This is a genomic window from Nesterenkonia halophila (genome assembly GCF_009467795.1).
In the GTDB taxonomy this organism is placed as follows: domain Bacteria; phylum Actinomycetota; class Actinomycetes; order Actinomycetales; family Micrococcaceae; genus Nesterenkonia; species Nesterenkonia halobia.
This window is the reverse complement of the sequence record NZ_WIAX01000012.1, coordinates 15,106-35,982: the sequence shown is the minus strand read 5'-3', so window position 1 is coordinate 35,982 and position 20,877 is coordinate 15,106. Positions and strand designations below refer to the sequence as shown.

Genomic DNA, 20,877 nt, shown 5'->3' with positions numbered 1-20,877 from the left:
CGTCGTCTCCCGCCCCTTCCAGGCGGTCGCGGTCCGCGCAGGCGGACCGAGCCGGGTGCGGCGGCGTCAGCCGCCGCGGATCAGGTCGTTCAGGCGACCGGCAGCTTCAGCTCGTCGCCGACGAAGATGACGTTCGGGTCCTCGATCTGGTCCGCGTTGGCGTTCCACAGGTCGCGCCAGTTCTCGATGCCGTGCTCGGCGGCGATCTTGGCCAGCGTGTCGCCGGACTCGACCTGGTGGGTCTCACCGGAGACCTCGACCTCGGCCGACTGGGCGGCGGACTGCTGCTCGGCCTGCTGCTGAGCCTGAGCCTGGGCCTGAGCCTCAGCCTCGGCCTGGGCCTGAGCCTCGGCCTGGGCCTGCTGCTCGGCCTGGGCCTGCTGCTCGGCCTCAGCCTCGGCCTGGGCCTGGGCCTGGGCCTGCTGCTCGGCCTCAGCCTGGGCCTGAGCCTCGGCCTCAGCCTGGGCCTGAGCCTCGGCCTGACGCTGGGCCTCCAGCTCCGCGTCGGTCGGGCCCTGGTCGGCCGGCTCGGGCTCGGGCTCCGGTGCGGGTGCCGGGTCGCCGGAGAGGCCCAGCTTCGCGGAGCAGGCCGGCCAGGCACCCCAGCCCTGCATGGACTGCAGCTTCTCGGCCCGCTGGATCTGCTCAGCCTTGGAGGCCTCGTGCGGCATGCCCGAGCCGCCGACTGCGGCCCAGGAGGACGGGGTGAACTGCAGTCCACCGTAGAAGCCGTTGCCGGAGTTGATGCTCCAGTCGCCGCCGGACTCGCACTGAGCCAGCTGGTCCCAGACGGAGGCGTTGGCGGCCGGGGCGGTCGCGGCGACGCCGACGCCCGCCAGGGTCGCGGCGGCCATTCCGCCGCCGACGATCTTCTTGAAAGTCTGCTTGGTCTGCATTGGCAGTTCGCTCCGAAGTCCCCACACTCGGACCCTCCCGGGCCGTCGTCATGCCACCGTCCGCCTTCTTTCACATGTATTGCGGTCATGGTCACCGGAGCCGGCAGTGTGGACGGTGTCAGGGGGCCTGCCGGCACCTGTGCTTCTGCGAGGTCGGCCCGGAACGGGAGGAGCTGAAGCCGGAGACCGGTGCTGCCACCAGCTGCGCCTCAGATCACGCCGACATCACAGAAGATGTCCGCAAACCAGTAAAAGGTCTCAGAACGGTTGCGTCAACTCGCTCCATGAGCGTGTCGAACATCCAGATCGGCGCCATGACGGGGATCGAGGGGCGTTATCGTCCTGTGATCAAGTTTTCTGTGAACATCATGTGAGCGGGGTGCCGTCCCGACCGAGGCGTCGTCGCTCCAGGTCAGGAGATCGCGGGCGGGTGCTGCCCGACCATCGACCGCAGGGTGTGACACTCAGCACACCCCACGTCCATCCGGCGTTCGCCTGCTCGTCACCTGCTCGTCGTGCCCTGCTTGACCACGGGCGGTATTCAGGTCACGCTCAGGTCACGACATGCTCGAAGCGGCGGCGCCGAGGGCCGAGGCGGGCCTCGGGACGACGATGGGGCCCATGCTTCCGATCGAAAGCATGGACCCCACGTACCATCCGGGTGAGCGACGGGATTCGAACCCGCGACCCTCGCGACCACAACGCGATGCTCTACCTGCTGAGCTACGCCCACCACGACTGCGACCTGCGCCGCACCCGTGCTCTCCGAACGCCCCGGTGAACCCCGGGGGTCGTCGAACAGCAGATGACAGTCTACACATATCCGTCCGACGATGAGACATCGAGACCCGCCCGGAGCGGGTGTGACGTCCCTCTCACCGGCGTCGAGCGGGCGTCACGCCTGGCGGAAGACCGTCGCCCGGTAGTGCCGCAGCTCCTCGATCGAGTCCCGGATGTCGCCCAGCGCGCGGTGGTTGCCGGTCTTCTCCGGCGCGTCCTCGCGGGCCTGCGGGTGCCAGCGCGAGGCCAGCTCCTTGATCGTGGAGACGTCGATGATCCGGTAGTGCAGATGGTCGACCAGTTCCGGCATGGCCAGGCGCAGGAAGGCCTTGTCCGCGTGGACCGAGTTGCCGGCCAGGGGGGCGACCCCGGCCTCCGGGACCCAGGTGCGCACATAGTCGAGCACGCGGCGCTGAGCCTCCTCGACGGTCATGCCGGAGTCCAGCTCATCCAACAGGCCCGAGGAGCGATGCATCCGCCGCACGAAGTCGCCCATCGCCTCCAGCGCGCCGTCGTCGGGGCGGATCACGACGTCGACGCCGTCACCGAGGATGTTCAGCTCGGTGTCGGTCACCAGGGCGGCCACCTCGAGCAGCACGTCGGAGTCGGGATCGAGTCCGGTCATCTCGCAGTCGATCCAGACCATGCGCCCGGACCAGTCGCCGGCGGCGCTGGAGCCGGACGGCCGGGCGCCGGGAGCCGCTCCGGAGGCGGTCTCGGTCGTCGCGGCGGTCGTCGCAGGGGGAGTCGTCTCTGAAGAAGTCACGGGCAGAGTCTATCGAGGAGACGGAGCCTGCGGCACGGCGTCGGTCACGGTATCGGGCGCAGCGTCCGGCACTGTGACCGACTCTGCGTCGCCGAACGTCGCCGGCCGTCCCGGAGCGCCGGCTCGAGCCCCGCCAGCACGCGGATCCGCGCCCGCACGGCGCCCCGGCGTCGTGCGGCCCCGGTGGTATCTTCGGGGGGATGACCGAGCAGGCCGCCGCCGACGATCCCGCTTCCCGGACGCCGAGACCCGGCGGTCGGTTCCGCGAGATGCTCTCCCGCATCCAGGAGTTCGGTCGCACCGAGCACCGCCCGCGCAGTCCCCGCGGACCCCTCGTGGAGGGGGTGCTGGGCTCGCTGCTGGTGCTGCTGGGCTCCTTCGGCGTCGGCTGGCTGGTCTCGATCTCGGCGGCCGCGCGGCTGGACTGGGTGATCCTGCTGCGCACCGAGCCGGCCGGGGTGATCGCCTCGACGGCGGCGCTCACCCTGGGCTGCTGGGTGATGTTCCGCGCCTGGCTGCGCCTCGGTCGAGCGTTGGAGGGCTTCGGCGGGAAGAGCCTGCGCACGGTCACGCTGGCCGCGGCGCTCTGGTCGCTGCCCCAGCTGGTCTCCGCCCCGATCTTCTCCCGCGACGTCTTCGCCTATCTGGGCCAGGGGAGGCTGGTGCTCGCCGGCCGCGACCCCTACGAGAGCGGCGTCTCCTCGGTGGCGAACTGGTTCCAGCTGGGAACCGACGTCCTCTGGGCGGAGTCCGAGACGCCCTACGGCCCGATCTTCCTCTGGCTGGAGGCCGGGGTGATGCGGCTGACCGGCGACGACGTCGACCTGGCCATCCTGCTCTTTCGGGCCGCCTGCGTGCTCGGCGTCGTGCTGATCATGGTCTGCGTGCCGCCGCTGGCCCGGATGCACGGCGTCGACCCGGGGCGCGCCCAGTGGATCACCGTCGCGAACCCGCTGCTGATCGTCAGCTTCATCTCCTCGGCGCATAATGACGCGCTGATGGTCGGCCTCGCCCTCGCCGGGATCTGGGCCGCCGCCCTCGGCCGCGGCGTCGTCGCCACGCTGCTGGTGGTGCTCTCGATCGGGATCAAGCCCATCACCATGGTGCTGCTGCCCTTCATCGGACTGCTCTGGGCCGGTCCGGGCGCCTCCTGGCCGCGACGTCTGAGGTATTGGGCGATGACCGCCGCACTGGCCGCCGTGGTGCTCGTCGCCGTCGGGTTCGTGCAGGGCTCGGGCTTCGGCTGGGTGAGCGTGCTGGCCGGAACCGGCACCGGCAGCGTGTTCTGGTCGCCGATCGGCATCCTCGACACGGCGCTGAGCACGCTGCTGGACTCGCTGGGTCTGACCTCGTACTGGACGCTGGACACGCTGAAGCTCCTCGGCCGGCTGATCTCGGTGGCGATCGTGATCGTGCTGATGGTCCGCGGCTCGGAGCAGCACATCGTCCAGCGGATGATGTGGGCGCTGACCGCGCTGGTGGTGCTCTCGCCGATCATCCAGCCCTGGTACCTGCTGTGGCTGCTGCCGCTGTTCGCCGTCACCGGCATCCGCGGCGACTGGCAGTTCAAATGGGTCGTCTTCACCGTGGCCTTCTTCCTGGCCTTCGGCGCGATGGACCAGCTCTCGATCTGGAACTTCCTGCAGATGGAGGGCCGGATGGCGGCATTGTCGCTGGCCATCTCCTGGACCTGCATCGCCTGGATGGCGCTCGTCGACCGCGGCACCCGCTGGGTGCTGTTCCAGGGGTGGCGCACCCGCGGGCCGACGGCGCGGCACGCGGCGGATCCGACGACGGCGCGGCGGCCGGGGCGGCACGAGCGTTCCGGGAGCAGCGGGGATGCGCATGCGTGAGTCCCGTCTCGGCCGCTTCGTGGTGGCTCTGCGCGAGCTGCTCGGCCGTCTGCCGGTGACGTCCTGGCTGATCGGCGGCGAGGAGGCGGCGGTCTCGCACACGCTGCGCCAGGGGCTGCTGGCCGCGCTGCTGATCATGGTCGGCTCCTGGGGCGTGGGCTGGCTGCCCATCACCCCGGACTCGCTGCTGGCGACCAGCCCGCTGCTGCTGCCGCTGCGCACCACGACTGGCGGGGTGGTCACCTGCACAGTGCTGCTGGTGCTGGGCACGCTGCTGCTGGTGCGCTCCTGGCTGCGCCTGTCGCGCCGGGTGGGCGGCTGGACTGCGGAGGCCACTGCGACAGTGCGCACGGCGGTGTGGATGTGGTCGGCGCCGCTGCTGCTGACGCTGCCGATCATCTCCCGCGACGTCTATTCCTATCTGGCCCAGGGGCGGGTGCTGCAGAGCGGGATGAACCCCTACGAGACCGGGGTCTCGGAGCTGCCCGGCTGGTTCATGGAGGGCGCCGACGGCGTCTGGGCGCAGTCGCCCTCGCCCTACGGGCCGCTGTTCCTCCTCATCGCACGGGGCATCTGGGTCCTCTCCGGCGGGGTCCCGGAGATCGGCATCCTGTGCTTCCGGCTGCTCAGCCTGGCCGGAGTGCTGCTGATGGTCCGCGTCATCCCGCGGCTGGCCCGCGCGATGGGCTCGCAGCCGGCCTGGGCGCTGTGGCTGTGCCTGCTGAATCCGCTGAGCCTGCTGGTGCTGCTGCCGGCGGCGCACAACGACGCGCCGATGCTGGGACTGGTCCTGCTGGGCCTGTGGTGGTGTCTGCGCCGCCGGCGGCTGGCGGCCGTCGTGGTGCTCACCGCCGCCGTGGCGATCAAACCCATCGCCGTGGTCGTGCTGCCCTTCGCGATGCTGCTGACGTTGGATCGCACCGACTCCTACGCGCTGCGGCTGCGCGAGTGGCTCGTCGCCGGAGCGGTGGCGGTGCTGCTGCTGCTGGCGGCCGGCCAAGCCCTCGGCGTCGGGCTGGGCTGGGTGACTGCGGCGCTGACCGCCGGGTCGGCGATCACCCAGGCGGCACCGGTGGGGCTGCTCGGCGGCGCCGTCGGCTGGGTCGTCGCCGAGGCCGGCGGTCCCGAGGCCGACGTCGTCGCCTCGGCGGTCCATCTGGGCTTCCGCGTGCTCTCGGTGCTGCTGGTCGCAGTGATGCTGCTGCGGCCGCGGCTGGGCAATCCGGTGCTCTGGGCGGGCTACGCCGTCGCCCTGGTGGTGGCCTGCTCGTCGATCATCCAGCCCTGGTACCTGCTGTGGGTGCTCCCGCTGGTCGCCGTCGTCCACGTCCACCGGGGGCGGCTGCTGATGCTGGTGACGCTGGTGCTCACCGGAGTGGTGCTGGTCTCGCTGGTCGGACAGCTCTCGGTGGCCCAGTGGATCGACACGGCCACAGTGCAGAGCATCGCCGTGCTCGTCGCGCTGGCCTACCTGGCCTTCCTGGTGCTCATCGACCCCGGCACCGGCGAGCATTTCGACCTCTCCCGCCCCGCCCAGCGATGGAACCTCGCCGAGGGTTGGACCTCGGTGCGCGCCCCGACGATCCGCAGGCGCTCCTGGTCGAGGCGGGAGCTGGTGCCCGACACGATGCCCGACACGGTGCCCGACCTCGGGAGCAGCTCCGGAACCGGTGCCGGAGCCGATGCCGGGACCGCCCGAGGGTCGCCCGCCGACGGGCCGAGAGATCCCGCCGACCGCCCCCGCCCCGCCGACCGCCCCAGCCCGGAGGACCCCAGGTGAGACGACCGTCGCAGCACTCCGCCGACCATCCCGCCGACCATCCCGCCGACTATTCTGCCGATCAGCCTGCCGAGCGCCCCGCCGAGGACCGCCGGAAGGATTCCGCCCGCCCGACCGGGCCGGGCCGGCTGCACCTGCCGACAGGCCCGCGCCTGCTGGCGCTGCTGCTGGCCGCGACCGTCGTCGGCGCAGTGCTCTCGGTGCTGGCGGTGCAATGGTGCCGGATCAACGGTTGGGCCAGCCCCGACCAGCACGTGCACATGTGCTACTCCGACTTCTCGCTGCTGTTCACCGAGCGCGGGCTCGCCGCGGGCGTCTTCCCGTTCCTCGATCCGGCTCCCGAGGGGCAGGTGATGGAGTACCCCGTGCTCCTCGGCCTGGTCGCCGGAGCACTGGCCTCGCTGGTACCGGGCACCGGCGAGGGCGCGGATCGGGTGCTGGCCTTCTACGACCTCAACCACGCCGCCGTCGTGCTCTGCTGGCTCGGCACTGTGCTGGCCACCGCCGCCTCGGCCGGACGCCGGCGCGGCGACGCGCTGCTGGTCGCTCTGGCCCCGGGGATCATCCTGACGCTGTCGGTGAACTGGGACATGTGGGCGGTGTTCCTGGGGGCGTTGGCGCTGCTGCTCTTCGGCCGCTCGCGGCCGGTCTGGGCCGGGGTGCTGCTGGGCCTGGGCACGGCGATGAAGCTGTATCCGCTGTTCTTCCTCGGCGCGATCCTGGTGCTGTGCCTGCGCAGCGGGCGGCTGCGCTCGCTGGCGGCGGTCGTCGGCGGCGCCGCGGGCACCTGGCTGGTGGTCAACCTGCCGTTCATGCTCACCGCCTTCGACCAGTGGGCGACCTTCTACCGGTTCTCCTCCGACCGCGAGGTCTCGTTCTCCTCGATGTGGCTGGCCTTCACCTGGCTGCCGCTGGACGGGCAGGGCTTCTCGCTGCTGTCCAACGGGCTGTTCCTGCTCTGCTGCCTGGGCATCGCCTGGCTGGCCCTGGCCGCGCCGACGCGTCCGCGCCTCGCGCAGCTGTGCTTCCTGATCGTCGCCTGCTTCATCCTGCTGGGCAAGGTCTATTCGCCGCAGTTCGTGATGTGGCTGATCCCGCTGGCGGTGCTCGCCCGGCCGAAGCTGCGCGGGCTGGCCGTCTGGCAGGCCGTCGAAGTCTTCCACTGGGCGGCGGTGTGGCTGATGAGCGCGAAGATCACTTCCGGCGGGGAGTTCGGCGCCGGCCATCACCTCATCGAGGTCGCCTACGGACTGGGCATCGTGCTGCACATGGCGGCGGTGATCCATCTGGTGGTCCAGGTGGTCCGTGAGATCCTGGACCCGCAGCGCGACGTCGTCCGCGTCGGCGAGCCGCCGGTGTTCGACCCGCTGGCCGGCACCACCGCCGGCCGCGACGACCGATTCACGCTGCCGGGACGGGGAGCGCCGCTGCGCGCGAGGCTGCGCTGGTGAGCATGCCCGGACACGCGCCGACGGCGGAGAGGGAGGCGAGGCGAGCATGTGCGGCCGCTACGTGATGGCCCTGCGGGCCGGCGACCTGGTCGACGCGCTCTCGGCCGCCGGGCTCGACGAGGTCGAGGTCCCGGCGACGACGGCGATCCAGCAGTCCTGGAACATCGCTCCGACGGCGACAGTGCCGATCCTCGTCGAGCGGCTCGTCGAAGCGGCCGACGGCGCGGAGTCCTCCGCCGCGTCCTCCGCGGAGGGCGCGGAGCCCTCGGCGTCGCCGGCCGGGGCGAGGCGCCGCGAGATCCACTCGGCCCGCTGGGGACTGCTGCCGCGCTGGGCCGAGTCGGCGGCGTTCAGCGCCAAGACCTTCAACGCCCGCTCGGAGACGGCGGCGAGCAAACCCAGCTTCCGGTCGGCGGTGCGTCGCCGCCGCTGCGCCGTGCCGGCCCAGGGCTACTACGAGTGGCGGGCCGCCGTCGACGAGGCCACCGGCAGGACGGTCCGCACCCCGCACTACATCCGTCCGGCCGACGGCTCGGTGCTGCTCTTCGCCGGGCTCTACGAATGGTGGCAGGACCCCGAGCTGGCCGCCGCCGGCGCCGACTCCTGGGTGCTGTCGACGACGATCCTCACCGGCCCCTCGTACGAGCCGGGACCCGGCGATACGACCAGCGATGGAGACGAGACGCTGCAGACGCTGGCTGATCTGCATGATCGCCTCCCGCTGGCCCTGGACGTCGAGACCGCCGCGGACTGGATCCGCCCGGGCGAGCGCGACCGCGACGAGGCCGCCGGGCAGCTGGAGCGGCTGCAGGCGGCGGCGCTCGACGTCGCCCGCGGCTTCGCGATCGACGAGGTCGACCGGGCGGTGGGCAACGTCCGCAATGATTCCCCGGAGCTGACGCGGCCGATCGAGGGTCTGTTCTAACATCGTCAGATGCTCTCGATGCTGACGACGATCGCGCCGATGTTCATCGTGCTCGCCGTCGGATTCCTGGCGGGCTTCGCCGCCCGCTTCCGTCAGGCCCAGTCCGGGCTGAACGCCTTCGTCTTCTACTTCGGGCTGCCCTCCTTCGTCTTCTCTGCGGTGCTGGCCGCCCCGCCGGCGCAGGGCGTGCCGGCCGCGGCGATCCCGCTCGCCGCCGGCGTGACGCTGCTGCTCTCAGTGCTGACCTATGCCGCGACGCGGACGATGGGAGCGCGGGCGGCCTCCGGCGCCGCCCCGACGTCGTTGGCGGCGACCTTCGGCAACGTGGGCTACTTCGGCATGCCCATCACGCTCAGCACCGTCGGCCCGGAGGCCGCACTGGCCGCCGGCGTGCTGCACCTGACACACAACATGATCTACATGACCGGCTACCCGGTGGTGCGCACTGTCGCGACCGGAGCGACGGGACCGGCGGGCTTCCGCGCCGCCTGGCGCCGTCGGCTCTGGCCGATCGTGCGCAAGGCGGTGCTGCTGAACCCGGTCGCGCTGTCCATGGCCGCGGCGCTGGCCGTGGTGCTCACTCCGCTGGCGGTGCCGGAGGTGTTCTCCGAGAGTGTCGCGATGGTCGGCGACACGGCGGTGCCGGTGGCGCTGTTCGCCGTCGGGCTGGCCATGCATCCGGCGCTGGAGGGCGTGCGCTCCGGAGGAGTCCCCAAGCGCGCCATCACGCTGGGCACTGCAGTGAAGATCCTCGTGCTGCCGCTGGCCACCTGGCTGGCGGTGCTGCCGCTGGCCGATCACCTCGGACCCGTCTGGGCCGCGGCACTGGTGCTGATGGCCGCGATGCCCTCGTCGACGACGGTCTTCGTCTTCTCCGAGGAGTACGACGGCGACGGGCGGCTGGCGGCGGCGATCCTGGTCGCCGGCACGCTGGCCTCGATCCTCACGATTCCGCTGGCGGCCGAGTTCCTGCTGCCCTGAGGGCGCCGTCGCCCCGCGGGCCGGACGAGGCCCTCACCGGCGGTCGCCGCGCTGACTGGCGGCCCGGGCCTCCCGCACGGCGCGCAGCGGCCCGTCGGCGGCGCGTTCGCCGATGAGCCGGTGTGTGGCGGTGTCCGGATGCAGCGCATCGGGCAGCGGGTGGGTCCGCGCATCCTCGGCGCCGTAGAGCGTCGGCCCCTCGACCAGGTGCAGATGCGGATCCTCGGCGGCGCGGTCGGCGGCGATGCGGGCCAGCTCCTCGCGGATGATCGTCAGCGTCAGCCGGCCGGCGGCCACCTGGGCCGGATCGCCGGTCGCCCGGGCGAGGGACCGCGGCCCGCCGCCGTCGTCGACCTCCTCGATCTCCACCGGGCCGGGGGTGTGCTCGTGGATTCCGCACCAGATCGGGGTCATCAGCAGCAGCGGCGTCTCCGGGTGCCCGTCGCGGATCGTGTCGAGGAACCCATGGACGGCCGGGGCGAAGCTGCGCAGCCGGAAGGTGTCACCGTTGACGATGTTGATGCCCAGCTTCACCGAGAGCAGATCGGCCTCCAGATCCCGGATGGTCCGGGCGGTGTACTGGTCCATCATCGCCTGGCCGGCGAAGCCCAGATTCACCAGATCCAGTCCGGCGGAGCGTGCGGCGACGGCGGGCCAGGCATGCGCGGCCCCGACGGCGACGGCGCCGTGGCTGATCGAGCTGCCGTGGTGGACCCAGCGCGGACCCGTCTGGGCGGCCGGGGCCACCGGGGCGTCTCCGTGCACCGCGATCAGCTCCGTCGGCTCCTCAGCGGGCAGCCAGATCTCGACGAGCCGCTCGCCGCCGGGCAGCCGCCCGCCCGGGCAGGCCGCGGCGACGTCGACGAGGCAGTCACCGTCAGCAGCCGGGACGCCCGGATCCGCGGCCGGTTCTGCGACCGGCTGGGCGAGCAGCTCGCCGTCGACGAGGACGTCATAGACCTGGGAGGGGCGCAGCGGATCATCATGGACTGTCCGGTCCAGCGGGACCACCTGCAGCAGCAGCCGGTCCGCGGCGGTGCGCATCCGCAGCCGCACGCCCGAGGGAGCGGCGACGACGGCGGCCATGCCCTCGTCATGGATCTGTCGGCGGGCACGCCCGGGCAGCCGCCACGGACGCAGCCCGCGCTCGCCGGCGGTCAGCTCGACTGCTCCGTGGACGAGCTCGGAGGTGACGGGCGTGCTCCGCAGAGAGGTGTGGTCGACCACAACGCGCATACGTGCCACTCTACTGCGGCTGCGGTCCGGCCGTGGCGCGTGCCGGTTTCAGGGTCGGCTCGCCGTGCGGCCCCGCAGTCTCTGCACACCCAGGGCGAGGACCAGCCGCCAGTGCAGGTCATCCACGGCGCATCGCCCGCCCCAGGGCCTGCAGGCCGGCGGCGACGGCCCCGGCGACCAGACCGAGCGCGACGCCGGTGAACAGGCTCGAGATGACGGCCGCTCCGCGGGTGATGAACGCATGGGCGGCGGGCGGGAGGTTCTCCAGCCGTCCGCCGAGCTGCGGCGTCCCGCTGTCGAAGGCCTGCTCCCACAACAGCTGGTGGCCGAGCGCGAGCAGCACTCCATAGACCGCCCCGACCGCCAGCAGGCTCAGCAGCGGCCGGGGTGCGCGGCGCAGCAGGACGACGAGCACCCAGATCACCGGCGGCAGCACTGCCAGCAGGGCGTTGAGCGGAGACCCGGGCGGGACGAGGGCGAGATCGTGGGTGATCACCCGCGGCACGGCCAGCAGCGCGAGCAGCAGCACGGTGTGCCACCGGAGCCCGGGCGAGGATGCGGCGGCGTCGGGAGGGCATGAGGACGAGGACGGTTCTGCGGACTGTCGGTCTGATGTCATGCCTCCACCGTCCCGTGGGCGGGGACACCGGTGGATCCGCCCACGAGCGACGGCCGCGATCGCCTGCGGGCGACGGCGGGGCGGCACCGACTTCGCCCGCAGGCGATCCCGCCGCGGGGATCCGCGGCCTAGACTCGCCGTCATGGGCACCGGGAGAAGACTGCGACCGAAGGCTCCGAACGTCGTCGACGCTCTACTCGGCCTGCTCGTCGTCGTCGCGGTGGCCGTCATGATCACCGCCGATCAGGCCGGAGAGCGCCCGCCGGAGGTCACGGCCTATCTCTGGGCCCTCGGGCTCGGCGCCCTGATGCTGCTGCGCCGCACCCGACCGCTCGTGGTGCTGTGGCTGACGGTGCTGGGGATCTTCGCCTACTACGCGGCCGGCTACCCGGTGATCGGCCTGTCCGTGCCGGCCTTCGCCGCACTGTTCTCCGCCGCCGAGCGTCGCGGTCCGCGCTCGCCGGCGCTCGCCGCCGTCGTGCTGCTGGTGGTCAGCTACGCCGTCCGGCTGCTGCAGGGCCAGGATCCCGCGCGTATCCTCGGCTACGAGGCGGTGGGGCACGTGGCACTGATGGCCGCCGCCGTCACCCTGGGCGATGCCCTGCGGATCCGACGGAAGCTGGAGCGCAGCAGCCAGGAGCTCCTCGAGGCCACGGTCGCGGCCGAACGCAGTCGCGCGCGACAGGCTGTCGCAGAGGAACGCTCGTCGATCGCCCGCGAGCTGCATGATTCGCTGGGCCATCAGCTGACGGTGATCGCGATGCACGCCGAGATCGCCCGCGAGGCCGAGGAAGCGGCGGGCTCCGGCCCGTCCCGCGTGGTCGACCAGCCGCATGCGGCGCTGGAGGTCATCGGGAAGACCTCACGGTCGATGCTCGAGGAGCTGCGCACCACGGTCCGACAGCTGCGTCGCGCCGGCCCCGAAGGCCGAACCGATGGAGGGGGCACCATGACCATCCTCTCCCGGTCGGGAGTGCATGAGGAGGACGCCGGGCTGCCCGACGTCGACGAGTCTCGCGCCTCCCGGATGCCGCCCACGGTGGCCGGACTGCGTGAGACGGTCATTCCGCAGCTGCCGCTGACGGTGGAGCTGGATGTGTTCCTCGACACCGAGCTGCCCTCCGCCGTGGAGTCCGCCGTCCACCGGATCGTCCAGGAGGCGCTGACCAACGTGGTGCGCCATTCCCGCGCCGGGTCGGCGCAGGTCGGGATCGCCGCCGACGCCGAAGGGCTGCACGTGGCGATCTCCGATGGGGGACCGGCACGCCTGCCGCAGGACTCGGCCCGCTCGGCCGGGACAGGGGTCGCCGGCATGCGGGAGCGCGCCCAGTCGCTGGGCGGACGACTGGAGGCGGGGCCGACGGAGGACGGCTCGGGATCCGGGTGGCGCGTGGACGCTTGGATACCGTCGGACGGACAGGAGGAACGATGAGCATCCGTGTGCTGATCGTCGACGATCAGGATCTCGTCCGCGCCGGGCTGCGGACTCTGCTGAGCGGCGGCCCGAGGGAGGAGGGCGAGCCCCTGGACGTCGTCGGCGAGGCGCTCGACGGCGACGACGCGCTGCGCCGGGTCGAGCGCCTGCGGCCCGAGGTGGTGCTGATGGACCTGCGCATGCCCGGCCTCGACGGGATCGCGGCGACCCGGGCTATCTGCGCTCGGGAGGACCTCGCCGACGTCCGGGTGGTGGTGCTGACGACCTTCGACGACGACGCCGACATCCTCGCCGCCGTCCGGGCCGGAGCCGCGGGATATCTGCTGAAGGACACCCCGGCCGCCCGGCTGCGCGAGGGGGTGCGCACCGCCGCGTCCGGCGGCAATCTCCTCTCGCCGATGATCGCGCGCCGACTGATGGAGCATCTGGCCGACGGCCCGCCCGGAGACGACCCGGACGACCAGGACGGAGGCGAGGGCGAAGGCGCCGGCGGGGACGACGGCGAGCAGGCCGGTCCGTCGGCGGACCTCTCGCTGCTGACCGGCCGCGAGATCGAGGTGCTCGCCGAAGTCGCCCGCGGCCGGAGCAACGCCGAAGCCGGCGCCGCGCTGAACCTGAGCCCGGAGACCGCGCGCACCTACGTCAGCCGCATGCTCCACAAGCTGGGCGCCCGGGACCGCACCGAGCTGGCCATCCTCGCCCGACGGGCCGGACTGCATCGTCGAGAGCATCGCGGACACCGGCGCCGCCGCTGACCCTCGGCACCGAGGCCCGGCCGCGTTCTCCGGACGTTAACCTCCAGGCTCCATGCTGTCGGCCCGTGAGCGACGCACACGACCCCGACGACGCGGCCCCCGCCCGGCCGGAGCGGCACAGCATCTCTGCACACTTCGAGGACAGCAGCCCGGGCCGCACCCTGGAGGTGCTGCTGGTGTTCCTGCGCCTGGGCCTGACCTCCTTCGGCGGCCCTGTGGCGCATCTGGCCTACTTCCGCGAGGCCTTCGTGATCCGCCGGGGCTGGATCTCCGAGCGTGCCTATGCCGACCTCGTCGCGCTGTGCCAGTTCCTCCCGGGACCGGCCTCCAGCCAGGTCGGCATGGCCCTGGGGCTGCAGCGGGCGGGATTCCGCGGCATGCTCGCCGCCTGGGCGGCCTTCACCCTGCCCTCGGCGGTGCTGCTGCTCGCCGTCGCCCAGGGCGTCGCGCTCGCCGGCGACCTCTCGGAGGCCGGATGGGTGTCCGGGCTGAAGGCCGCCGCCGTCGCCGTGGTCGCCCATGCGGTGCTCGGCATGGCCCGGGCCCACGCCCCGGATCCGCGCCGAGCGACGATCGCCGCGGCCGGGATGATCCTGGTGCTGCTGATCCCGCATCCGGCGGTCCAGGTCGGCGTCATCGTCCTCGCCGCGCTCGCCGGACTGCTCCTGCTGCCCGACGACGAGGCCCCGGCCGGGGACCAGGACGCCTTCGCCGTGCGCATCCGCCGCCGCGTCGCCGTCGCCGCCCTGGCGGCCTTCGGGCTGCTGCTGGTCGGGCTGCCCGTGCTCGCCGCCGCACTCGCCGGCAGCGTCGCCGGTCCGGCGGCGACGCTGGTCGACCTCTTCTACCGCGCCGGCGCACTGGTCTTCGGCGGCGGCCACGTGGTGCTGCCGCTGCTGCAGGGCGAGACGGTGGGCACCGGCCTGGTGGACCAGGAGGTCTTCCTCGCCGGCTACAGCGCCGCGCAGGCGGTCCCCGGTCCGCTGTTCACCGTCTCCTCCTTCCTCGGCGCCTCGGCCACCAGCGGCCCGAGCGGCGTGCTGGGCGCGACGATCGCGCTGCTGGCGATCTTCCTGCCGGCCGGACTGCTGGTCGTCGGCACGCTGCCCTTCTGGGAGGCGCTGCGCGGCGCCCCGCGGGTGCGTCGGGCGCTGCGCGGAGTGAACGCCGGAGTGGTGGGCCTGCTCGCCGCCGCACTGTACACCCCGGTGTTCACCGCCGGCGTGCTGGCCGCGGGAACAGGGGCGCTGGTGGTCGCCGTGGCCGGCTTCGTCGCCCTCTCGGCCTGGCGTGCTCCGGCCTGGGCGGTCGTCCTCGCGGCGGGGCTGCTGGGCTGGGCGGTGCTCTGATCGCCGGCGTGACCGGCTACACTCGTCGTCCGGCACGGGGTGCCTGCGCGGCGAGCGGCCCGCGGGCTGAGAGCACACCCGTCGAACCTGCACCTGCCAGCACATGCGAAGGGATGCCAGCATCATGACGCCTGCCGACGCGCCGACGACGACAGCACCGCACACCGGACCCGTCCGCGAGATCCCCAATCTGCTCTCGGTGGCCGGGACAGACCCCACCGGCGGCGCCGGCATCCACGCGGATCTGAAATCCTTCGCCGCCCACCGGACCTACGGGATGGCCGCAGTGACGGCTCTGGTCGCGCAGAACACCAGCGGAGTGCGTGCGATCCACGTGCCCGAGGCCGAATTCCTCGCCGCGCAGCTGGCCTCGGTCACCGACGACGTCGCCGTCGACGGGGTGAAGATCGGGATGCTGGGCACCGTCGAGGTGATCGACACGGTCGCCGCGTGGTGGGACGGGCTGTGGACCGGCCGTGCCGAACGTCCGGCGCTGGTGCTGGACCCGGTCATGATCGCCACCTCCGGGGACCGGCTGCTCGACGCCGAGGCCGAGTCCGCGCTCCTCGCGTTCCTCTGCCGGGCGGATCTGATCACGCCGAACGTGCCCGAGCTGGCCCTGCTGGCCGGCCGGGAGCCGGCCGGCGACGCCGAGACGCTGATCGCCCAGGCGCGCGTCGTCGCCGACGCCCACGGGGTGAAGGTGCTGGCCAAGGGCGGGCATCTGGCCGCCGGCGACGTCGTCGACGTCCTCGTCCACCCGGCCGTCGACGGCGTCCGGCCGCCGGAGCATCGCGCCGCCGGGCCGCGGGTGGAGACCACCAGCACCCACGGCACCGGCTGCTCGGTCTCCGCGGCGCTGGCCGCCCTGCGCGCCCGCGGGCTGAGCTGGGAGGAGGCCGTCGACGAGGTCAAGGTCTGGATGACCGAGGCGCTGCGCGACGCGGAGCGGCTCGACGTCGGCATGGGCCACGGCCCGATCCAGCACTTCGCCCAGCTCTGGCGCTGAGCCGCCCCTGCGCGGTGCCTGCGCCGCGGACTGGCGGCCGGCGGGTCAGTCGCCGGAGGACGAGGAGGCCTGAGCGGCGATGTCCTCCCACCGCCAGGCCTGCGAGGCGTCGGCCTCGGGGAACCAGCGGCCGCTGTCCGGGCGGTCCTGGGCGTCCGGCGTCGGACCGGTGGCGCCCTGCCCGGAGGTCGGCGCCTGCTCCTTCAGCGAGGTGACTCGGTCGCGGATCTCGGCCATCTGCCGGTCCAGAGCATCGGCCTTCTGCGCGGCGTCGTGGAGCTCCTCGAGGATCTCGTCGGGGACCTCGCCGTCGTAGGTGTAGTAGATCTTGTGCTCCAGCGAGGCCCAGAAGTCCATCGCGACAGTGCGGATCTGCACTTCCACGTAGACGAACTCGGTGCGGTTGGAGAGGAAGACCGGCACCTGCACGATCACGTGCAGACTCTTGTACCCGTTGGGCTTGGGCCGGTGGATGTAGTCCTTGACCTCGACGACGCGCAGATCCGGCTGGGAGCAGAGCATCTCGGCGACCCAGTAGGCGTCGGAGACGAAGGAACAGGTGATGCGGATGCCGGCGATGTCGCGGATCGCCCCGCGGATGCCCTCCAGCGTGGGCTCGCAGCCGTAGCGGTCGACCTTCTCCAGGATCCGGTCCAGGGACTTCAGCCGGTAGTTGACGTGCTCGATGGGGGAGTAGTCGCGCGTGTGCTCGAACTCCTCGCGGAGGACGTTGATCTTGGTCAGCACCTCGTCCATGCCGAACTTATAGTGCAGCTGGAACTCGGTGAGCTGGCGTCGGATGTCGATCATCCGCGGGACCGCGCCGGTGGATCCGTTCTTGCCGGCGTTGTCCTGCAGCTGGTTGAACAGCTGCTGGTAGGGGTCGCGGTCGTCGTCGCCGCGGCGCGCCAGCTGGGTGCCGGATCGCGCGTCGCCGTCGGCCTCGGATGCCGCCGGGGCCTCCGCGGAATGCGCGGCGGCGCGACCGTCGCGCGCGGTGGGGAACTCGGTCTCCATCGACGGTCCAGAGGACATCTCAGCTCCTTCGGCTCTGACGAGGCGACGACGTCGGTCGTCCGTCCGACAGCGGCAGGACCGCCCCTCGACGTCTTCGATATCCGACTCTAGTGCCGCACCCTGGACGGTGTCTGCATGTCAGCACCACGTCGGATTCAGCTCAGCGCGAGATCGTCCCGACGACGTCGGCGACCGGGGAGGGGAGCGGAGGCCGCAGGGCTCAGCAGGCCGCGGGGCTCAACCGGCGGCGGAGCCGGCCAGCAGATCGGCCGAGACCTGGTCGATGACCAGGTCGGTCACCAGCCCGGCGGCCAGCGCCGCGCGCAGCGCCGGCACCTTCTGCGGCCCGTTGACCACGCACACCCGCCGCGGGACCCCGCGCAGCGCATCGGGGCTCGGTCCCGAGCTGCGCCGGTTGAGCCCGATGTCCTCCCAGGATCCGTCGGCGCGCAGATACACGGTGCACACATCGCCGACCGCCCGCTCGGCGGTGAGTGCGTCGATGTCCTCGCGGCTGAGGTATCCGCCGGCATAGACCTGAGACGGCGCGCCCTGGCCGAAGGTGCCCACGCCGAAGACCGCGACTGTCGCCCGATGGTGAAGATCCAGCACGCGCAGCGTCGAGCGCTCCCGCCACAGCGCCTCCTTGGTCTCCTCGTAGTCGAAGAACGCCGGCACGGCGAAGACGTGCGCCCGCGCGTCGAAGGCTCGGGCGAAGTTCTCCACCACGCTCATCCCGGTGCCGAGCCCGACGCTGGTTCCCTCGGGCTGCGAGTTCACCGCCCCGTTGAGCTGGACGACCTCGACATTGCGCACCGGGCGCCGCGGCAGGCGCGTCACCACCGAAGTCATCGTCTGGCCCCAGGCGACGCCGATCACCGCATCCGGACGGACCAGGGCGTCGAGCACCTCGGCAGCCAGCACGGCGACGGCGTCGCGCCGCTGGGAGGGTTCGGTCTCGGGGGTGGAGGAGGCGACGTGGGCGGCGACCCCGTGGCGTTCGCTGATCAGGTGCTCCAGCGCGCTGGGGCGCTCGATGGGCGGATGCAGCGAGATCCGCACGATGCCCTGGTCGCGGGCCTCGGCGAGCAGCCGCGAGACCGTCGAGCGGGAGATGCCGAGTTCGCCGGCGATGGACTCCATCGTGCGATTCTCGGCATAGTACATCTGTGCAGCGTGGTACTCCGCCTTCTCGCGGAAGGATGTGCGCATGAGATCCAGTATCCCCCATCTAGTGCACGTTCGTGCACAGATGTTGAGAATATGGGCTCCAGGGCGTGAGATGGGGATCACGTAACACAGGCGTCCCGCAGAAAGGCCGATGACGTGAAGGCTGAACCCCTGAACCCGGAGGCGCGCACCCGTGCCCTGGACGAGTTCGCAGGCACGGTCGAGGGCGAACCCCTCGACGTGCTCGTGGTCGGAGGAGGGGTCGTGGGAGCGGCCGCGGCCTTCGACGCCGCCACCCGAGGGCTCCGCGTGGGGCTGGTCGAGGCCCAGGATCTGGGCCAGGGCACCTCCTCGCGCTCCTCCAAGCTGGTCCACGGCGGACTCCGCTACCTGCAGATGATGGACTTCAAGCTCGTCGCCGAGGCGCTGCGCGAGCGTGACCTGCTGCTGAAGCGCACCGCGCCGCATCTGGTCCGCTCGCTGCCCTTCGTCTTCCCCTTCAAGACCCCGCTGGTCGACCGGGCCTTCATCGGCTCGGGCGTCTCGCTCTATGACGCGATGTCGGTGCGGCCGGGGGAGAAGCGCGCCGTGCCCTTCCACAAGCACCTCTCGCGCAGCCGGCTGCGCCGGCGCTTCGCCGGACTCGACCATGACACCTTCGTCGGCGCCCTGGAGTACTTCGACGCCCAGGTCGACGACGCCCGTCTGGTCATGACGCTGGCGCGTTCGGCGCAGAGCCTCGGCGCCGCGGTGGCCACGCGCACCGCCGTCGAGTCCTACGTCCACGACGACGCCGCCGCAGCCGGCGCGGACACTGGCGAGTCGCCGGTCGTCGGCGCGCGGCTGAGGGACCTGGAGACCGGCCGGTCGCTGGAGGTCCGGGCGAAGGAGACGATCATCGCCGCCGGGGTGTGGACCGAGCAGCAGCAGGACGCCGCCGAGGCCGACGCCGGTCTGAAGGTCCTGGCCTCCAAGGGCATCCATATCACCGTGCCCAAGGACCGCATCGCCGCCGAGGACCACGTCGGCGTGATCAGCCAGACTGAGAAGTCGGTGCTCTTCCTCATCCCGCAGGAGGACTGCTGGGCGATCGGCACCACGGACACCGCTTGGCACGAGAACGTCGACGTGCCGGCCCCGACCAGCAGCGACATCGACTACGTGCTTGAGCACGCCAACGCCATCCTGCAGACCGACCTGACCCGTGAGGACATCATCGGGACCTGGGCCGGACTGCGCCCGCTGCTGCAGCCGGAGGAGAAGGGCGACGGCGGCGGCAGCGCCAAAGTCTCCCGCGAGCACACCGTCAAGCGCCTCGCCCCGGGGCTGACCGCCGTCGCCGGCGGCAAGCTGACCACCTATCGGGTGATGGCCGAGGACGCCGTCGACTTCGCCGCCCAGGATCGGTTCTCCCACCGGCAGAGCCTGACCGAGGTCATGCCGCTGCTCGGCGGCCAGGGCTTCGGCGAGTGGGCCGGGCGCGTCGAGGAGATCGCCGCCGAGCGCGGTCTGGACGTCGAGCGCGTCCGCCGGCTGCTGCGCCGCTACGGCAGCCTGCTGGGCGAGGTGCTGGCTCCGGCCGAGGAGCAGCCCGACCTCCTCGAGCCGCTGGAGCACGCCCCGGGCTACCTGCGGGCCGAGATCCGCTACGCCGCAGAGCAGGAGGGAGGTATGCATCTGGAAGACCTGTTCGAACGCCGCACGCGCATCGTCCACGAGGTCCGCGACCGCGGGCTCGGCGCCATGGACGAGGTGATCGCCCTCGTCGCCGGCCCGCTGGGCTGGGACGAGGAGCGTCAGGAGCATGAGCGTCGCTCCTGGACCAGCCACGTCGAGGCCCTGCTCGCCGCCGAGACCTCGGACAGCGATGCGGAGGCCGCCGCCCTGCTGGCCGACACGATCCCGGCCACCTGGGCGACATGGGGCTCCTGGGGAGCCTCCGAACCGACCGGACGGGCCGACTGACTCCTCAGTCCCGGGAGTCCGCGTCCGGCCCGGAGGGGTCGGACGCGGACCAGGCCGACATACCACGAGACGAAGGAGTCTGACCTGTGGGAACCATCTTCCTCTTCGAGATCATGGGCACCGCGACGCTCGTCCTGCTGGGCGCCGGAGTGGTGGCCAATGTGGTGCTGTCAGGCACCAAGGGCAACGGCGGCGGCTGGCTGCTGATCAACTTCGGCTGGGGGCTCGGCGTCTTCTGCGGCGTCTACGTCGCCTACGCCTCCGGCGCGCACATCAACCCCGCGGTGACCGTGGGGCTGCTGGCCTCCGGCGCGGAGGAGTACGCTCCGGGCGTCGCGGTGACTCTGCCGAACACCCTGGCCTACTTCGCCGCCGAGCTGATCGGCGCCTTCCTCGGCGCCGTCGTCGCCTGGCTGGCCTATAAGAAGCACTACGACGACGAGACCGACCCGGCGGCGATCCTGGGCACCTTCTCCACCGGCCCGGAGAAGCGCTCCTACGGCTGGAACACCGTCACCGAGATCATCGGCACCTATGTGCTGGTGCTGCTGGTGCTGATGATGGGCGAGACGCCCGCCGAGCTCGGGCCCCTGGCGGTGGCGCTGGTCGTCCTCGCCATCGGCGCCTCGCTCGGCGGACCGACCGGCTACGCGATCAACCCCGCCCGCGACCTCGGTCCGCGCCTGGCCCACGCGATCCTGCCCATCCGGCACAAGGGCTCCAGCGACTGGTCCTACGCCTGGGTCCCGATCGCCGGGCCGGTCGTCGGCGCGCTGCTGGCCGGCGCCTCCGTGCAGATCTTCCCGCTGCTCGGCGCCGGCGCGGCCTGAGCCCCTCCGGCCGGGCGGCGGTCGCCGGCGCGGCCGTCCGACATGACCGTCCACGACGCC

General features: G+C 72.2%; 17 protein-coding genes and 1 tRNA gene. 11 read left to right on the top strand and 7 right to left on the bottom strand.

The window, feature by feature from the left end; all coding sequences use genetic code 11:
* Nucleotides 1–89 precede the first annotated feature (89 nt).
* The 3 genes from rpf to orn form a co-directional block, all read right to left on the bottom strand.
* Nucleotides 90–896, bottom strand: coding sequence for a resuscitation-promoting factor Rpf (gene rpf, locus GCL72_RS09940; RefSeq protein ID WP_153143767.1), 807 nt, complete (start codon nt 894–896; stop codon nt 90–92).
* 660 nt (nt 897–1,556) lie between these two features.
* A tRNA-His gene (locus GCL72_RS05790) sits at nt 1,557–1,629 on the bottom strand.
* Between the two features lie 162 nt (nt 1,630–1,791).
* Nucleotides 1,792–2,442 (bottom strand): oligoribonuclease, encoded by a 651-nt coding sequence (gene orn / locus GCL72_RS05785; RefSeq protein WP_153143766.1) that lies wholly within the window; start codon nt 2,440–2,442, stop codon nt 1,792–1,794.
* A 200-nt stretch (nt 2,443–2,642) separates the two neighbouring features.
* On the opposite strand from orn, the gene mptB (GCL72_RS05780) reads away from it, so the two are divergent.
* From mptB (GCL72_RS05780) to GCL72_RS05760, 5 genes are read left to right on the top strand one after another with little or no spacing between them, the layout of a single operon-like run.
* Nucleotides 2,643–4,295: a polyprenol phosphomannose-dependent alpha 1,6 mannosyltransferase MptB gene (gene mptB / locus GCL72_RS05780; RefSeq protein ID WP_246161040.1), complete on the top strand. Its 1,653-nt coding sequence runs from the start codon at nt 2,643–2,645 to the stop codon at nt 4,293–4,295.
* Complete coding sequence (gene mptB, locus GCL72_RS05775; RefSeq protein ID WP_153143765.1) at nt 4,288–6,075, top strand: polyprenol phosphomannose-dependent alpha 1,6 mannosyltransferase MptB; 1,788 nt, start codon at nt 4,288–4,290, stop codon at nt 6,073–6,075. The genes mptB (GCL72_RS05780) and mptB (GCL72_RS05775) overlap by 8 nt, the downstream gene beginning before the upstream one ends.
* Entirely contained in the window at nt 6,072–7,526 is a 1,455-nt protein-coding gene (locus GCL72_RS05770; RefSeq protein ID WP_153143764.1) for a glycosyltransferase family 87 protein, read from the top strand. Before mptB (GCL72_RS05775) ends, GCL72_RS05770 begins: the two co-directional genes overlap by 4 nt.
* A 46-nt stretch (nt 7,527–7,572) precedes the next feature.
* Nucleotides 7,573–8,451, top strand: coding sequence for an SOS response-associated peptidase (locus GCL72_RS05765; protein WP_153143763.1), 879 nt, complete (start codon nt 7,573–7,575; stop codon nt 8,449–8,451).
* Nucleotides 8,452–8,460: 9 nt separating this feature from the next.
* On the top strand, nt 8,461–9,432 hold the full coding sequence (locus tag GCL72_RS05760) for an AEC family transporter (RefSeq protein WP_153143762.1): 972 nt from the start codon (nt 8,461–8,463) through the stop codon (nt 9,430–9,432).
* A 33-nt stretch (nt 9,433–9,465) separates the two neighbouring features.
* Here GCL72_RS05760 and GCL72_RS05755 read toward each other — a convergent pair whose 3' ends face one another.
* Together GCL72_RS05755 and GCL72_RS05750 are read right to left on the bottom strand one after the other, a co-directional pair.
* Nucleotides 9,466–10,668, bottom strand: a complete 1,203-nt coding sequence (locus GCL72_RS05755; RefSeq protein ID WP_153143761.1) for an SGNH/GDSL hydrolase family protein — start codon at nt 10,666–10,668, stop codon at nt 9,466–9,468.
* A gap of 118 nt (nt 10,669–10,786) precedes the next feature.
* Nucleotides 10,787–11,287: a hypothetical protein gene (locus tag GCL72_RS05750; RefSeq protein ID WP_211364982.1), complete on the bottom strand. Its 501-nt coding sequence runs from the start codon at nt 11,285–11,287 to the stop codon at nt 10,787–10,789.
* Nucleotides 11,288–11,429: 142 nt separating this feature from the next.
* On the opposite strand from GCL72_RS05750, the gene GCL72_RS05745 reads away from it, so the two are divergent.
* From GCL72_RS05745 to thiD, 4 genes are all read left to right on the top strand, one after another.
* Nucleotides 11,430–12,719: a sensor histidine kinase gene (locus GCL72_RS05745; RefSeq protein WP_153143760.1), complete on the top strand. Its 1,290-nt coding sequence runs from the start codon at nt 11,430–11,432 to the stop codon at nt 12,717–12,719.
* On the top strand, nt 12,716–13,477 hold the full coding sequence (locus GCL72_RS05740; RefSeq protein WP_153143759.1) for a response regulator transcription factor: 762 nt from the start codon (nt 12,716–12,718) through the stop codon (nt 13,475–13,477). Before GCL72_RS05745 ends, GCL72_RS05740 begins: the two co-directional genes overlap by 4 nt.
* 122 nt (nt 13,478–13,599) lie before the next feature.
* On the top strand, nt 13,600–14,826 hold the full coding sequence (gene chrA, locus GCL72_RS05735) for a chromate efflux transporter (RefSeq protein WP_425486764.1): 1,227 nt from the start codon (nt 13,600–13,602) through the stop codon (nt 14,824–14,826).
* A gap of 124 nt (nt 14,827–14,950) precedes the next feature.
* Nucleotides 14,951–15,835, top strand: a complete 885-nt coding sequence (thiD, locus tag GCL72_RS05730) for a bifunctional hydroxymethylpyrimidine kinase/phosphomethylpyrimidine kinase (RefSeq protein ID WP_153143758.1) — start codon at nt 14,951–14,953, stop codon at nt 15,833–15,835.
* A 45-nt stretch (nt 15,836–15,880) separates the two neighbouring features.
* Here the strand turns inward: thiD and GCL72_RS05725 are convergent, their stop codons facing one another.
* Both GCL72_RS05725 and GCL72_RS05720 read right to left on the bottom strand, forming a co-directional pair.
* A complete protein-coding gene (locus tag GCL72_RS05725) occupies nt 15,881–16,870 on the bottom strand; it encodes a GTP pyrophosphokinase (protein WP_246161039.1) in 990 nt (329 codons plus the stop codon).
* Nucleotides 16,871–17,089: 219 nt separating this feature from the next.
* The gene (locus tag GCL72_RS05720) at nt 17,090–18,064 is read right to left on the bottom strand and encodes a sugar-binding transcriptional regulator (RefSeq protein WP_153143757.1); all 975 of its coding nucleotides are present in this window, start codon (nt 18,062–18,064) and stop codon (nt 17,090–17,092) included.
* A 114-nt stretch (nt 18,065–18,178) separates the two neighbouring features.
* Between GCL72_RS05720 and GCL72_RS05715 the strand changes: the two genes are divergently transcribed.
* The gene (locus GCL72_RS05715; protein WP_153143756.1) at nt 18,179–19,987 is read left to right on the top strand and encodes a glycerol-3-phosphate dehydrogenase/oxidase; all 1,809 of its coding nucleotides are present in this window, start codon (nt 18,179–18,181) and stop codon (nt 19,985–19,987) included.
* Between the two features lie 86 nt (nt 19,988–20,073).
* The gene (locus GCL72_RS05710) at nt 20,074–20,817 is read left to right on the top strand and encodes an MIP/aquaporin family protein (RefSeq protein WP_153143755.1); all 744 of its coding nucleotides are present in this window, start codon (nt 20,074–20,076) and stop codon (nt 20,815–20,817) included.
* Nucleotides 20,818–20,877: the final 60 nt, after the last annotated feature.